Origin of the sequence: Pseudomonas trivialis (assembly GCF_036864995.1) — a bacterium.
GTDB lineage: Bacteria > Pseudomonadota > Gammaproteobacteria > Pseudomonadales > Pseudomonadaceae > Aquipseudomonas > Aquipseudomonas trivialis.
In genome coordinates this window covers 4,392,971-4,406,896 of sequence record NZ_CP142151.1, presented here as the reverse complement: position 1 = coordinate 4,406,896, position 13,926 = coordinate 4,392,971, and the positions used below count along the sequence as shown (strand labels likewise).

General features: G+C 60.3%; 13 protein-coding genes and 1 pseudogene. 13 read left to right on the top strand and 1 reads right to left on the bottom strand.

The window, feature by feature from the left end; all coding sequences use genetic code 11:
• The 13 genes and pseudogenes from fdx (at window position 1) to VRB54_RS19295 (ending at window position 11,917) form a co-directional block, all read left to right on the top strand.
• Window positions 1-342, top strand: a complete 342-nt coding sequence (gene fdx, locus VRB54_RS19355) for an ISC system 2Fe-2S type ferredoxin (protein ID WP_209984570.1) — start codon at window positions 1-3, stop codon at window positions 340-342.
• Between the two features lie 14 nt (window positions 343-356).
• Window positions 357-557, top strand: a complete 201-nt coding sequence (gene iscX, locus VRB54_RS19350; RefSeq protein WP_003238461.1) for a Fe-S cluster assembly protein IscX — start codon at window positions 357-359, stop codon at window positions 555-557.
• 91 nt (window positions 558-648) lie between these two features.
• A complete protein-coding gene (gene ndk / locus VRB54_RS19345; RefSeq protein WP_003175956.1) occupies window positions 649-1,074 on the top strand; it encodes a nucleoside-diphosphate kinase in 426 nt (141 codons plus the stop codon).
• A gap of 29 nt (window positions 1,075-1,103) precedes the next feature.
• Window positions 1,104-2,239, top strand: a pseudogene (gene rlmN, locus VRB54_RS19340) (23S rRNA (adenine(2503)-C(2))-methyltransferase RlmN); the annotation flags it as partial.
• A 25-nt stretch (window positions 2,240-2,264) separates the two neighbouring features.
• Entirely contained in the window at window positions 2,265-3,023 is a 759-nt protein-coding gene (pilW, locus tag VRB54_RS19335) for a type IV pilus biogenesis/stability protein PilW (RefSeq protein WP_338478414.1), read from the top strand.
• Complete coding sequence (locus VRB54_RS19330) at window positions 3,023-4,009, top strand: RodZ family helix-turn-helix domain-containing protein (RefSeq protein WP_338478413.1); 987 nt, start codon at window positions 3,023-3,025, stop codon at window positions 4,007-4,009. Before pilW ends, VRB54_RS19330 begins: the two co-directional genes overlap by 1 nt.
• A 2-nt stretch (window positions 4,010-4,011) precedes the next feature.
• Window positions 4,012-5,121, top strand: coding sequence for a flavodoxin-dependent (E)-4-hydroxy-3-methylbut-2-enyl-diphosphate synthase (gene ispG, locus VRB54_RS19325; RefSeq protein ID WP_338478412.1), 1,110 nt, complete (start codon window positions 4,012-4,014; stop codon window positions 5,119-5,121).
• A gap of 23 nt (window positions 5,122-5,144) precedes the next feature.
• Window positions 5,145-6,434, top strand: coding sequence for a histidine--tRNA ligase (gene hisS / locus VRB54_RS19320; protein WP_338478411.1), 1,290 nt, complete (start codon window positions 5,145-5,147; stop codon window positions 6,432-6,434).
• Between the two features lie 42 nt (window positions 6,435-6,476).
• Window positions 6,477-7,118, top strand: a complete 642-nt coding sequence (locus VRB54_RS19315) for a YfgM family protein (RefSeq protein WP_338478410.1) — start codon at window positions 6,477-6,479, stop codon at window positions 7,116-7,118.
• Window positions 7,111-8,262 (top strand): outer membrane protein assembly factor BamB, encoded by a 1,152-nt coding sequence (gene bamB / locus VRB54_RS19310; RefSeq protein ID WP_032871575.1) that lies wholly within the window; start codon window positions 7,111-7,113, stop codon window positions 8,260-8,262. The genes VRB54_RS19315 and bamB overlap by 8 nt, the downstream gene beginning before the upstream one ends.
• A 133-nt stretch (window positions 8,263-8,395) precedes the next feature.
• Window positions 8,396-9,865, top strand: coding sequence for a ribosome biogenesis GTPase Der (der, locus tag VRB54_RS19305; RefSeq protein WP_231423471.1), 1,470 nt, complete (start codon window positions 8,396-8,398; stop codon window positions 9,863-9,865).
• Between the two features lie 124 nt (window positions 9,866-9,989).
• The gene (locus tag VRB54_RS19300; protein WP_338478409.1) at window positions 9,990-11,138 is read left to right on the top strand and encodes a pyridoxal phosphate-dependent aminotransferase; all 1,149 of its coding nucleotides are present in this window, start codon (window positions 9,990-9,992) and stop codon (window positions 11,136-11,138) included.
• Window positions 11,126-11,917 carry an amidohydrolase gene (locus tag VRB54_RS19295; protein WP_338478408.1) on the top strand — a complete coding sequence of 264 codons (792 nt, stop codon included), beginning with the start codon at window positions 11,126-11,128 and terminating at the stop codon, window positions 11,915-11,917. The genes VRB54_RS19300 and VRB54_RS19295 overlap by 13 nt, the downstream gene beginning before the upstream one ends.
• 116 nt (window positions 11,918-12,033) lie before the next feature.
• On the opposite strand, the gene leuA is transcribed toward VRB54_RS19295, so the two are convergent.
• Entirely contained in the window at window positions 12,034-13,713 is a 1,680-nt protein-coding gene (gene leuA, locus VRB54_RS19290; protein ID WP_057007270.1) for a 2-isopropylmalate synthase, read from the bottom strand.
• Between the last annotated feature and the right edge of the window lie 213 nt (window positions 13,714-13,926).

Genomic DNA, 13,926 nt, shown 5'->3' with positions numbered 1-13,926 from the left:
ATGCCGCAGGTCATTTTTCTGCCACACGCCGAGCACTGCCCGGACGGTATGGTTGTTGAGGCTGAGACCGGCAAGTCCATCCTCGACGTTGCCCATGACAACCACATCGAGATCGAAAGCGCCTGCGGCGGTGTCTGCGCCTGCACCACCTGTCACTGCATTATCCGCGAAGGGTTCAACTCCCTGGAAGAAGCGGACGAGCTGGAAGAGGACTTTCTCGACCGCGCCTGGGGCCTGGAAGCGCATTCGCGCCTGAGCTGCCAGGCCAAGGTCGGGACTGAAGACATCACTGTCGAAATTCCGAAATATTCCCTCAACCATGCAGCCGAAGCGCCGCATTGATTCAAGGAAATGTCATGAGCCTGAAATGGGTTGATGTACAAGAAATCGCTATACAACTTGCTGAAGCCCATCCTGAGGTCAATCCTCTTACGGTGAACTTCGTCAAGCTGCGCAACCTCGTAATGGAACTGCCGGATTTTGACGACATCCCGGACCGGGGTGGCGAAAAGGTTCTCGAGGCGATTCAAGGCCTGTGGATCGAAGAAGCAGACTGAGTCGCCTTTTACGCAGTTAGGCAATACCTGATAACCCGCGTATAATTCGCGGGTTTAATTTTTCGTAAATTACCGTTTCTGGAGTTACACCATGGCTGTTCAACGTACTTTCTCCATCATCAAGCCTGACGCTGTTGCAAAAAACGTCATCGGCGAGATCACCACTCGTTTCGAAAAAGCCGGCCTGAAGGTTGTAGCTTCGAAACTCAAGCAACTGTCCAAGGCCGAAGCTGAAGGCTTCTACGCTGAGCACAGCGCCCGTGGTTTCTTTGGCGACCTGGTTGCTTTCATGATCTCCGGCCCTGTTGTTGTTCAGGTTCTGGAAGGCGAAAACGCCATCGCTCTGAACCGTGAGCTGATGGGCGCCACCAACCCTAAAGAAGCTGCTGCCGGCACCATCCGTGCTGATTTCGCTGAGTCCATCGACGCCAACGCCGTACACGGTTCGGACTCCGAAGCCGCTGCTGCTCGCGAAATTTCGTACTTTTTCGCTGCTACTGAAGTAACCGCTCGCTAAGCATCGGCTTAAAGAGTGAGGGTGAATCCATGACGACATCGACTGTTAAAACCAACCTGCTGGGTCTGACTCAGCCGGAAATGGAGAAATTCTTCGACTCAATCGGGGAGAAGCGTTTCCGTGCCGGTCAGGTAATGAAATGGATTCACCACTTTGGCGTCGATGATTTCGACGCCATGACGAACGTCAGCAAGGCCCTGCGCGACAAGCTCAAGGCCATTGCCGAGGTTCGTGGTCCGGAAGTGGTCAGCGAGGACATCTCCAGCGACGGCACCCGCAAGTGGGTGGTGCGCGTGGCGTCCGGCAGCTGCGTCGAGACCGTTTATATCCCCCAGGGCAAGCGCGGCACCTTGTGCGTTTCGTCCCAGGCAGGCTGTGCCCTGGACTGCAGTTTCTGCTCCACCGGCAAGCAAGGCTTCAACAGCAACCTCACCGCCGCCGAAGTTATCGGCCAGGTGTGGATTGCCAATAAATCCTTTGGCAGCGTCCCGGCAACCGTCGACCGTGCCATCACCAACGTGGTGATGATGGGCATGGGTGAGCCGCTGCTGAACTTCGATAACGTGATTGCGGCCATGCACCTGATGATGGACGACCTGGGCTACGGCATCTCCAAGCGCCGTGTAACCCTGTCGACCTCCGGCGTGGTGCCGATGATCGATGAGCTGGCCAAGCACATCGACGTCTCTCTGGCGTTGTCGCTGCACGCACCCAATGACGCATTGCGTAACCAATTGGTGCCAATCAACAAGAAGTATCCGCTTAAGATGCTGCTCGAATCCTGTCAGCGTTACATGGCGACCCTGGGCGAGAAACGCGTGCTGACCATTGAGTACACCATGCTCAAGGACATCAACGACAAGGTCGAACACGCCGTCGAGATGATCGAGTTGCTCAAGAACACCCCGTGCAAGATCAACCTGATTCCGTTCAACCCGTTTCCACATTCCGGCTACGAGCGGCCGAGCAACAACGCCATCCGCCGTTTTCAGGATCAACTGCACCAGACCGGCTACAACGTCACCGTGCGCACCACCCGTGGTGAGGACATCGACGCCGCCTGTGGCCAATTGGTAGGGCAGGTGATGGACCGCACCCGCCGCAGCGAACGTTACATCGCCGTGCGTGAATTAAATGCCGCCGACGATCTGCCGCAAATCGCTGTGAATCGAATCTGAGAGAGGATCTCTATGCCCTTGCGCCTTGCGCTGCTGTTACTGTTTACCGGTCTTGCGGCCGGTTGTGTTTCATCGGGCCATGACAGCCCTTTGCAAACAGACAAAGGCCGTGACGAGGCACGAGTGGCGTATGTGCAGTTGGGCCTGGGTTACCTGCAGCAAGGCATGAGCGAGCAGGCCAAGGTGCCGTTGAAAAAGGCCCTAGAGTTGGACAGCGATGACGCCGACGCCAATGCAGCTTTGGCGTTGGTGTTCAAGGCCCAGGCCGAGCCTGAGCTGGCCGACCGGTATTTCACCAAGGCGCTGTCCGCACGGCCTGCCGATCCTCGGCTGTTGAACAACTACGGCAGCTTCCTGTTCGAGCAGAAACGTTATGCCCAGGCCGCCCGTTATTTCCAGCAAGCCAGTACCGATACCCTGTATCCGGAACGTTCGCGGGTATTCGAGAACCTTGGGGTCACCTCGATGCACCTCGGGCAGCGCGATTTGGCGCGCCAGCAACTGGAAAAAGCCCTGCACCTGAACGGTCACCAGCCTCGCGCATTGCTCGAAATGGCTGAGTTGTCCTACGAAGACAGGCATTATGTGCCGGCACGTGACTATTACGAGCGTTTTAGCCTGCTCAGCGGGCAAAATGCACGTAGTCTATTGCTCGGTGTGCGCCTGGCGACGGTTCATGAAGAACGCGACACGGCCGCACATTTTGGCCAGCAACTCGAACGACTCTATCCCGGTACGCCGGAATATCAGCAATACCTGTCGGAGCAATGATGAAAGCGGCGCACCCGGAAGTTGTAGCAGCTAATCGCGTAAACCCAGGCGACACCTTGCGTCAGGCCCGCGAAAGCAATGGTTGGTCGCTGGCAGAAGTGGCCCTCAAGCTCAATTTGACGGCCACGTCCCTGGGCAACCTCGAGGCCGGCGCGTTTGACAAACTGCCGGGGCACACCTTTGCCCGTGGTTATATCCGTGCTTATGCCAAGTTGCTCGGCATCGATCAAACCGTGCTGGTCCAGCAGTTCGATCAGTTCACCGGCACCGACTCCCAGGGCAGCAACGTCCATGGTCTGGGGCGTATCGAAGAGCCGACGCGGGTCTCCCACACGATTTTGCGGATTGTCAGCCTGCTGCTGCTGATCGCGGTGATCGGCGGTGGTTTCGTCTGGTGGCAGGACCAGGCGGCCCAGCGCACCAAGGACATGACCAGTAACGCCATGGAGCACGTCGAAGTCGAAAGCGCCGACGGCACCACCCAGATTCACCCGCTGGATGAACCGGAAGACCAGGCCGTTGTGCAAAGCCAGGCCGCGCCTGAAACGCCGCCGGCCACCGAGCAGCCAGCGCCGGAAACCGCCCCGACCGCAAACGCTGCAGTGCCGGCGCCGACCACTCCGGCTGCGCCCACCGCCCAGGCCCATACGCCGGCCGCTCCTGCCCAGGCACCGGCGACCACCGCTCCGGTCACCCCGGCTGCTCCTGCAATGTCGGCACCTACGACCCCCGCGTTGATCGCCGGTGACGGGCACGTACAGGTTACCTTCATCGCCGACTGCTGGACGCAAGTCACCGATGGCAACGGCAAAGTGCTGTTCAGCGGCCTCAAGCGCAAGGGCGACACGCTTGACCAGGGCGGCAAGCCTCCTCTGACGCTGCGTCTGGGCTATGCCCGTGGCGCGCAAGTGGTCTACAACGGCCAGCCTGTGGACGTGGCGCCGTTCACCAGTGGCGAGACCGCTCGCCTCAAGTTGGGACAATAGTCATGCACGGCGAATCTCCAATCAAACGTCGCGTATCGCGCAAGATCTGGGTCGGCTCCGTACCCGTGGGCGGCGATGCCCCCATTGCCGTACAGAGCATGACCAACAGCGACACCAATGATGTGGCCGCCACCGTGGCCCAGATCAACCGTCTGGAAGCAGCCGGCGTCGACATCGTGCGCGTTTCCGTGCCGGACATGGACGCTGCCGAAGCCTTCGGCCGCATCAAGCAGCTGGTCAAGGTGCCACTGGTTGCCGACATTCACTTCGACTACAAGATCGCGCTGCGCGTGGCCGAGCTCGGGGTGGACTGCCTGCGTATCAACCCGGGCAACATCGGGCGCGAAGACCGCGTGCGCGCCGTGGTGGATGCTGCCCGTGATCGCGGCATTCCGATCCGCATCGGCGTCAACGCCGGCTCACTTGAAAAAGACCTGCAAAAGAAATACGGCGAGCCCACCCCGGCGGCGCTGGTCGAGTCGGCGCTGCGTCACGTTGAACACCTCGAACGCCTGAATTTCCAGGACTTCAAGGTCAGCGTAAAGGCTTCCGACGTGTTCATGGCGGTAGAAGCCTACCGCCTGCTGGCCAGGGAAATCGTGCAGCCGCTGCACCTGGGTATCACGGAAGCGGGCGGTCTGCGCTCAGGCACAGTGAAATCTGCGGTGGGTCTCGGTATGCTGCTCGCCGAAGGGATCGGCGACACTATCCGCATCTCCCTGGCGGCAGACCCCGTAGAGGAAGTGAAGGTCGGTTACGACATTCTCAAATCCCTGCGTTTGCGTTCCCGTGGCATCAACTTCATTGCCTGCCCGAGCTGCTCGCGGCAGAACTTCGACGTGGTGAAAACCATGAACGACCTGGAGTTGCGCCTCGAAGACCTGCTGGTGCCGCTGGATGTAGCGGTGATCGGCTGCGTGGTCAACGGACCGGGCGAGGCCAAGGAGGCGCATGTCGGCCTTACCGGTGGTACGCCAAACCTGATTTACATCGACGGCAAGCCGTCGCAGAAATTGACGAATGACAATCTGGTGGACCAGCTGGAAAAGCTGATCCGCGAGAAAGCGGCCGAAAAGGTCGCCGCTGACGCAGCGCTGATCGCTCGCGGCTGATTGAACGAATTTAAGGATTTGATGTGAGCAAGTCTCTGCAAGCCATTCGTGGCATGAACGACATCCTGCCGGAGCAAACGCCATTGTGGCGTTACTTCGAAAGCACGGTCGCGCGCCTGCTGGATAATTACGGCTACAAACAGATCCGCATGCCGATCGTCGAGTTCACCGAGCTGTTCAAGCGCTCCATCGGTGAAGTGACCGACATCGTCGAAAAAGAGATGTACACCTTCGAAGACCGTAACGGCGACTCCCTGACCCTGCGTCCGGAAGGCACTGCCGCCTGCGTGCGTGCGGTGCTCGAGCACGGCCTCACCGGTGGCGGTCAGCCGCAGAAGTTGTGGTACATCGGCCCGATGTTCCGTCACGAGCGTCCACAGAAAGGCCGTTATCGCCAGTTCCACCAGATTGGTCTTGAGGTGTTCAACCTTGACGGCCCGGACATCGACGCCGAGCTGATCGTGATGACCTGGCGCCTGTGGGGCCAGTTGGGCATCCGTGACGCGGTCAAGCTCGAACTCAACAGCCTGGGCACCAGTGAATCCCGGGGCCGCTACCGCGAAGCCCTGGTCGAGTACCTGTCCGCCCATCTGGATAAGCTGGACGAAGACAGTCAGCGCCGTCTGAAAACCAACCCGTTGCGCGTACTTGATACCAAGAACGCCGACACCCAGGCCGTGCTGGTAGACGCGCCGAAGATGGCCGACTACCTGGACGACGAGTCCCGTGTGCATTTCGACGGCCTCAGGGCGCGTCTGGATGCCGCCGGGATTCCTTACGTCATCAATCCTAAACTGGTGCGCGGCCTCGATTACTACAGCAAGACAGTGTTCGAGTGGGTCACCGACAAGCTTGGCGCCCAGGGCACCGTGTGCGCGGGCGGCCGTTACGACGGGCTGGTCGAGCAGATGGGCGGCAAGCCCACCACCGGCGTAGGCTTTGCCATGGGCATCGAGCGCCTGATCCTGCTGCTGGAAACCCTGGAGCAGGTCCCGGAAGAAATCGCCCGGCAAGTGGACGTGTACCTGTGCGCCTTTGGCGAGGCCGCCGAGCTGGCCGCCCTGGCCTTGAGCGAACAGGTGCGTGACCAACTGCCAAACCTGCGCCTGCAGATCAATGCCGGCGCCGGCAGCTTCAAGAGCCAATTCAAGAAGGCCGACAAGAGCGGTGCGCTGTATGCGCTGATCCTCGGCGATGACGAACTGGCCCAGCAGGTGATAGGTTTCAAACCCCTGCGTGGCCAGGGCGAGCAACAGAACATTGCCTTTGATGCGCTCGCCGCGCACCTGGCCACCTGCGTTGTGCAGGGTTGAAGCTGTCGAACAGCCGAATTTAGCGATTTAAGGAGTATTGGGGTGTCGAGTATTGATGATGATCAACTGACCGAGTTCAAGGACTGGTGGCAGCGTAACGGCAAGCCTCTGGTTACCGGCGGTCTGCTCGCTTTGGTGGTGGTGTTCGGCTGGCAGGCCTGGCACAAATATCAGGCCAACCAGTCCCAGGGCGCCTCGGTTCTGTATCAGCAGTTGCTGGAAACCACGTTGACGCCGGACGGCAAGCCTGACCCGGCCCAGGTTGCAGACCTGGCTGGCAAGCTGAAAAGCGAATTTGGCGGCAGCACCTACGCTCAATACGGTAGCCTGTTCGTCGCCAAGGTGGCGGTCGATACCGGCAAGCTGGACGATGCTGCCGTTGAACTGAAGGCCATCGCCGACAAACCGACCAACCCGACCCTGGGTGAAATCGCCCGTCAGCGCCTGGCTCAGGTACTGGCGGCACAGAACAAGGCCGACGAAGCACTCAAACTGCTCGACGGCGATGCGGACAAGGCATTTGTAGCCACTCGCGAAGAGCTCAAGGGCGACCTCCTGGTCCAATTGGGTCGTACCGACGAAGCCAATGCTGCGTACAAGAAGGCCAAGGCTGCGCTGTCTGATGAAGCGGCGGTCGGTGGCTTACAAATCAAGCTCGACGACTTGACCAAAGGGGATGCGTGACGTGATCCGTTGGAAACATGCAGCATTGCTGGCTCTGGCCGTTCTGGCCGCGGGTTGCAGCAGCAACAGTAAAAAAGAACTGCCTCCGGCCGAGCTGACCACTTTCAAGGAAGAAGTGGTTTTGCAGAAGCAGTGGAGCCGCTCCATCGGTGATGGCCAGGGCGACACCTACAACATGTTGGTGCCGGCAATCGACGGCGAAAACATCGTGGCCGCTGACGTGACCGGCGTGGTCGTGTCCATGGATCGCATGACCGGCGACGTGAAGTGGAAAAAAGACCTCGAGTTGCCTGTGTCCGGCGCCGTTGGCGTGGGATACGGCATGGTCATGCTCGGCACGCTCAAGGGCGAAGTCGTGGCGCTGGATTCCAGTACCGGTGAAGAGAAATGGCGCGCTCGCGTGACCAGCGAAGTGCTCGCACCGCCTGCCACCAACGGCGATATCGTCGTGGTGCAGACCCAGGATGATCGGGTGATCGGCCTGGACGCCAGCACCGGCGAGCAGCGCTGGTTGTATGACAGCACGCCGGCGGTACTGACCCTGCGCGGCACCAGTGGTCCGATTGTCACCAACAATCTGGCCGTTGCAGGCCTGTCGACCGGTAAAGTGGTCGCCCTGAACACCCAGAACGGCGTACCGGCCTGGGAAACCCGAGTGGCCATCCCGCAAGGTCGTTCCGAGCTGGATCGCGTAGTGGACATCGACGGCGGCTTGCTGCTGTCGGGTGAAACCCTCTACGTCGCCACTTACCAGGGCCGTGTGGCCGCACTGGACCTGCAGAGCGGTCGCGTCAACTGGCAGCGTGATGCTTCCAGCTACGCCGGTGTCGCCCAAGGGTTTGGCAGCGTCTACGTAAGCCTGGCGTCCGGCACCGTTGAAAGTGTCGACGAGCGTTCCACCACCGCGCTGTGGAGCAACGATTCCCTGGCTCGCCGTCAACTGTCGGCACCGGAAGTGTTCTCCAGCTATGTGGCGGTGGGCGACTTCGAAGGCTACCTGCATCTGCTGAGCCAGGTGGATGGTCGTTTCGTAGGTCGTGAGCGTATCGACAGCGACGGCCTGCGTGCACGTCCGCTGGTCGTGGGTAACATGCTTTATGTGTTTGGCAACAGCGGCAAGCTGGAAGCCCTGACCATCAAGTAAGAGTCATGCTTGGGGTAACCCCAGGCGGCCCCGCTTCGGCGGGGCATGCGGCATTTGACGATGCTGCCCCGAGCACCAGCCGCTGCCTTGCAGCGGCTTTTGTATTTTCTGAAATAACGAAGTGGAGAGCCGCATGGTTCCCGTAATCGCCCTGGTGGGCCGACCTAACGTCGGCAAGTCCACCTTGTTCAACCGCCTGACCAGGACTCGCGACGCCATCGTCGGCGACTTGTCCGGTCTGACCCGTGATCGCCAATACGGTGAGGCAAAGTGGCAGGGGCGCTCCTACATTATTGTCGACACCGGTGGTATCTCCGGTGACGAGCATGGCATGGACGAAAAGATGGCCGAGCAGTCGCTGCTGGCCATCGAAGAAGCCGACGTCGTGTTGTTCCTGGTGGACGCCCGCGCAGGCTACACCGCTGCCGACCAGATGATTGGCGAGCACTTGCGCAAGCGCAACAAGCGTTCCTATCTGATCGCCAACAAGATCGACAACATCGATCCTGAGGCCGCCCGCGCTGAATTCAGCCCGATGGGCCTGGGCGACGCGATCCCGGTCGCCGGTGCCCACGGTCGCGGCATCACCCAGATGCTGGAAATCGCCCTGCGCGACTTCCCGAAGGATGACGACGGGGAAGAAGAGGGCGAAGAAGAGATCGTCGCCGAAGGTGAGGAAGCCAAGCGCATTCCGGGCCCGAGTGAAAAAGACGGTATCAAGATCGCCATCATCGGCCGCCCTAACGTCGGCAAGTCGACCCTGGTCAACCGCATGCTCGGTGAAGACCGGGTTATCGTCTACGACCAGCCCGGCACCACCCGCGACAGCATCTACATCCCGTTCGAGCGTAACGACGAGAAGTACACGCTGATCGACACTGCCGGTGTGCGCAAGCGCGGCAAGATCCACGAGGAGGTTGAAAAGTTCTCCGTGGTGAAAACCCTGCAAGCCATCAAGGACGCCAACGTGGTGATCTTCGTGATGGACGCCCGCGAAGGCGTGGTGGACCACGACCTCAACCTGCTGGGCTTTGCCCTGGAGGCCGGTCGGGCATTGGTGATCGCGATCAACAAGTGGGACGGCATGACGCCCAGCGAGCGCGATTTCGTCAAGATCGAGCTGCAACGTCGGCTGTTCTTCGTCGAGTTCGCCGATATCCACTTTATCTCGGCCCTGCACGGCACCGGCGTGGGCAACCTCTACGCGTCCGTGCAGAACTCGTTCAAGTCCGCCGTCACCCGCTGGCCCACCAACCGCCTTACCCAGATTCTGGAAGACGCGGTGGGTGAGCACGCGCCGCCGATGGTCAACAACCGCCGGATCAAACTGCGTTACGCCCACTTGGGTGGTGCCAACCCGCCGATTATCGTGATCCACGGTAATCAGATAGAGAAGGTGCCCAAGTCTTACGTGCGTTACCTGGAAAACACCTACCGTCGTGTCTTGAAGCTGGTCGGTACGCCGATTCGCATCGAATTCAAGGGTGGCGAGAACCCATACGAAGGCAACAAGAACACGCTGACGGACCGTCAGGTGAACAAGAAGCGTCGTTTGATGACTCACCACAAGAAGGCCGACAAGAAGCGCCGCGACAAGAAATAACACCGCGTTGAGTGGTGGCGAGAGAGGGCTCCTTTGGAGCCCTTTTTTGTGCCTGACGGTTTGCTTGCTTGACCTGCTTGCAGCTTGCAGCTTAAAACTGGCAGCTCACCCGAAGGGGGCTCCCATGATCACCAGCAAGTTGCCGAACGTCGGCACCACCATTTTCACCACGATGTCGCAACTGGCTGCCGAAACCGGCGCGCTCAACCTGTCTCAGGGTTTCCCCGACTTCAACGGTCCGCAGGCGTTGCTCGATGCGGTGGGTAAACACGTTGCCAGCGGGCATAACCAATACTCACCGATGACCGGCCTGCCGGCCCTGCGCCAGCAAGTGGCGGCGAAGATCGCCCACAGTTACGGCGTATCGGTGGATCCCGACAGTGAAGTGACCATCACCCCGGGGGCAACCGCCGCGATTTTCTGCGCGATCCAGGCAGTGGTTCGCCAAGGCGATGAAGTCATCATCTTCGATCCCTGCTACGACAGCTACGCACCTTCGGTGGAACTGGCCGGTGGCCGTTGCGTGCATGTGCAACTGAGCCTGCAAGGCTTCGCGCTGGACTTCGAGAAGATCAAGGCGGCGCTGTCACCGCGCACGCGCATGATCGTCCTCAACACGCCGCACAACCCCACCGGCGCACTGATCAGCCGCGCCGAGCTGGACCAATTGGCCGACCTGATCCGTGATCGCGATATCTACCTGCTCAGCGACGAAGTCTACGAGCACCTGGTGTTCGACGGCGTGCCCCATGTCAGCGTGCTGGCCCATGCAGAGCTGTACCCGCGCGCCTTTGTCGTCAGCTCCTTCGGCAAGACCTACCACGTCACCGGCTGGAAAACCGGCTACGTCGTCGCGCCACCTGCGCTTACGGCCGAATTGCGCAAGGTGCACCAGTATGTCAATTTCTGCTGCGTCACCCCCTTGCAGTTCGCGCTGGCTGACTTCATGGCCGCCCACCCGGAGCACGTTGACGAACTGCCGGCGTTCTACCAGGCCAAGCGCGATCTGTTCTGTGATTTGCTGGCGCCGTCGCGCTTGAGTTTCACTCGGGTGGCCGGCACCTACTTTCAACTGGTGGATTACTCACAGATTCGCCCGGACCTGGATGACGTCGCCATGTCCCTGTGGATGACCCGCGAACACGGTGTGGCGAGCATTCCCATCTCGGTGTTCTACCAGCACCCACCCCAAGGCCAGCGCCTGGTGCGCCTGTGCTTTGCCAAACGCGAGGAGACGCTGCAGCAAGCAGCCGAAAAACTATGCGTGATCTGACTGCACTGCCGAACCTGACGGTTGCCCTGGTCCAGACCACCCTGACCTGGCACGACCGCCAGGCCAACCTTGACCATTTCGAACTGTTGCTGGAGCAGGCCAAGGGTGCCGACCTGATTGTATTGCCTGAGATGTTCACCACCGGTTTCTCGATGGAATCGCACACCCTTGCCGAGCCGGAAAACGGCCCCACCCACCGCTGGCTGCAGGCCCAGGCCAGAAAGTACGCTGCGGTCATCACCGGCAGCGTGATCATCCGGGCGGCAGACGGCAGCCATCGCAACCGCCTGCTGTGGGCGCGGCCCGATGGCGAGGTGCTGCACTACGACAAGCGCCATCTGTTCCGCATGGCCGGCGAACACGATCACTACACTCCAGGCGAGCGCCAGGTGCAGTTCGAGTGGAAGGGCTGGCGCATTCGTCCGTTGATTTGCTACGACCTGCGCTTTCCGGTGTGGAGTCGTGACGCCCAGGACACTGATCTGCTGCTGTATACCGCCAACTGGCCGGGCGCGCGGCGTCAGCACTGGAACCGTCTGCTACCGGCGCGGGCGATTGAAAACCTGTGCTATGTGGCGGCGGTGAATCGGGTGGGTACGGACGGCAAGGGTTTTGGTTACACCGGCGACAGCCAGGTGCTGGACTTCCAGGGCGAGACCTTGCTGAGTGCGGGGGAGGCGGACGGGGTGTTTCAGGTGTGCCTGGATGCTGCGGAATTGGCGGCGTATCGCACCCGGTTTCCGGCGAATCTGGATGCTGATAGTTTTCGGTTTGTCTGATAGACCGCAATCGGGAGCAAGCCCCCTCCCACATTTTGAACGTATTCACAGATCAAAATGTGGGAGGGGGCTTGCTCCCGATGAGGCCGGCCCAGCCAATAACGCTTCTGGATTGCTTATGCCGCCTTCGCTGCCTGCTGACTCAGCGAACGGTTCAACGCACTGAACAGCGCCTTGAAGCTGGCGGTAGTGATGTTTTCGTCGATCCCCACCCCATGGACCGGACGTTCGCCGTTCACCCGCAGTTCAATATAAGCCGCCGCCTTGGCATTGGTGCCCGCGCCAATTGCGTGTTCGTTGTAATCCATGATCTCCACACCAATCGGCAGGCCGGCCACCAGAGCTTCCAGTGCGCCATTGCCTTTGCCTTTCCAGTGCAGGTTGGTTTCGCCCTGGCCCTTGCCCGAGACTTCCACCTCGACATGGCTGTTGCCGTTCTCTTCCTGCAGGCGATGGCTGACCAGCGCGTACGGAGTGTTGGCCTGCAGGTATTCCCGTTGCAGCAACGCGTAGATCTGCGGCGCGGTCATCTCCAGGCCCACACGGTCGGTTTCGGCCTGCACCACCTGGCTGAACTCGATCTGCATGCGGCGCGGCAGGCTGATGTCGTATTCCTGCTCCAGCAGATAGGCGATGCCGCCCTTGCCCGACTGGCTGTTCACGCGGATCACCGCCTCGTAGCTGCGGCCGATATCGGCCGGGTCGATCGGCAAGTACGGCACTTCCCACAGCGCATCATCTTTCTGCTGGGTGAAGCCCTTGCGGATCGCGTCCTGGTGCGAGCCGGAGAACGCGGTGTGCACCAGATCGCCCACATACGGATGACGTGGGTGCACCTGGATCTGGTTGCACTCCTCGACGACCTTGCGCACGCCGTCGATGTCGGAGAAGTCCAGCTGCGGGTCGAGGCCCTGGGTGTACATGTTCAGGGCCACGGTGACCAGGTCGACGTTGCCGGTGCGCTCGCCGTTACCGAACAGGCAGCCTTCGACACGGTCGGCGCCGGCCATCAGGCCCAGCTCGGTGGCGGCCACGCCGGTGCCACGATCGTTGTGAGTGTGCAGGCTGATGATCACGCTGTCACGGCGATTGATATGACGACCGAACCACTCGATCTGGTCGGCATAGATGTTCGGCGTGGCGCATTCGACGGTGGCCGGCAGGTTGAGAATCATCTTGTGCGCGGGTGTCGGGTTCCACACCTCGATCACGGCGTCACAGACTTCCTTGGCAAATTCCAGCTCGGTGGCGCTGAAGGTTTCCGGGGAATACTCGAAGGTCCACTGGGTTTCCGGCTGCTGCGCGGCGTATTTGACGAACAGCTTGGCCGCGTTGACCGCGATAGCCTTGATGCCGTCCTTGTCCTGGTTGAACACGATGCGGCGAAACGACGGCGACGTGGCGTTGTACAAATGCACGATGGCCTTTTTCGCGCCGCGCAGGGATTCGAAGGTGCGTGCGATCAAGTCTTCACGGCCCTGGGTCAGCACCTGGATGGTGGTGTCCTCGGGGATGTGGTTGTCCTCGATCAGGGTGCGCACGAAGTCGAAGTCGGTTTGCGAAGCGGCCGGGAACGAGGCTTCGATTTCCTTCACGCCGACGGCGACCAGGGTCTTCCAGAAGCGCAGTTTCTTGGCGGCGTCCATCGGCTCGATCAGTGACTGGTTGCCATCACGCAGGTCGGAACTGCACCAGATCGGCGCGCTGGTGATGGTCTTCGACGGCCAGGTGCGGTCCGGAATATCAATGGTCGGGAAAGCGCGGTATTTCGAAGAAGGGTCTTTGAGCATGCTCATCGGGAAATCCTTGGTTGAGGGGCCGAGAAAAGGCGGCCTGCCGTGAAACTGTTATTGGGAATAAAGCTTTGGACGAGGCAGATCGATTCAGCCTGGCAGTCGTGCGCTTACAAGGCACAGGCTGCGGTGCTGGCGGAGCTGAATGAGGGTGTGAGAGGTTTTCATGTGCTCAACCCTAACCGCAGGGGTGAAAGATGGCAAGTCAGTGAAAAA

Bases quoted from the DNA above. Each gene is read 5' to 3' on its own strand.
- fdx (WP_209984570.1), top strand. From the start codon at position 1: ATGCCGCAGGTCATTTTTCTGCCACACGCCGAGCACTGCCCGGACGGT.
- iscX (WP_003238461.1), top strand. From the start codon at position 357: ATGAGCCTGAAATGGGTTGATGTACAAGAAATCGCTATACAACTTGCT.
- ndk (WP_003175956.1), top strand. From the start codon at position 649: ATGGCTGTTCAACGTACTTTCTCCATCATCAAGCCTGACGCTGTTGCA.
- pilW (WP_338478414.1), top strand. From the start codon at position 2,265: ATGCCCTTGCGCCTTGCGCTGCTGTTACTGTTTACCGGTCTTGCGGCC.
- VRB54_RS19330 (WP_338478413.1), top strand. From the start codon at position 3,023: ATGAAAGCGGCGCACCCGGAAGTTGTAGCAGCTAATCGCGTAAACCCA.
- ispG (WP_338478412.1), top strand. From the start codon at position 4,012: ATGCACGGCGAATCTCCAATCAAACGTCGCGTATCGCGCAAGATCTGG.
- bamB (WP_032871575.1), top strand. From the start codon at position 7,111: ATGCGTGACGTGATCCGTTGGAAACATGCAGCATTGCTGGCTCTGGCC.
- der (WP_231423471.1), top strand. From the start codon at position 8,396: ATGGTTCCCGTAATCGCCCTGGTGGGCCGACCTAACGTCGGCAAGTCC.
- VRB54_RS19300 (WP_338478409.1), top strand. From the start codon at position 9,990: ATGATCACCAGCAAGTTGCCGAACGTCGGCACCACCATTTTCACCACG.
- VRB54_RS19295 (WP_338478408.1), top strand. From the start codon at position 11,126: ATGCGTGATCTGACTGCACTGCCGAACCTGACGGTTGCCCTGGTCCAG.
- leuA (WP_057007270.1), bottom strand. From the start codon at position 13,713: ATGAGCATGCTCAAAGACCCTTCTTCGAAATACCGCGCTTTCCCGACC.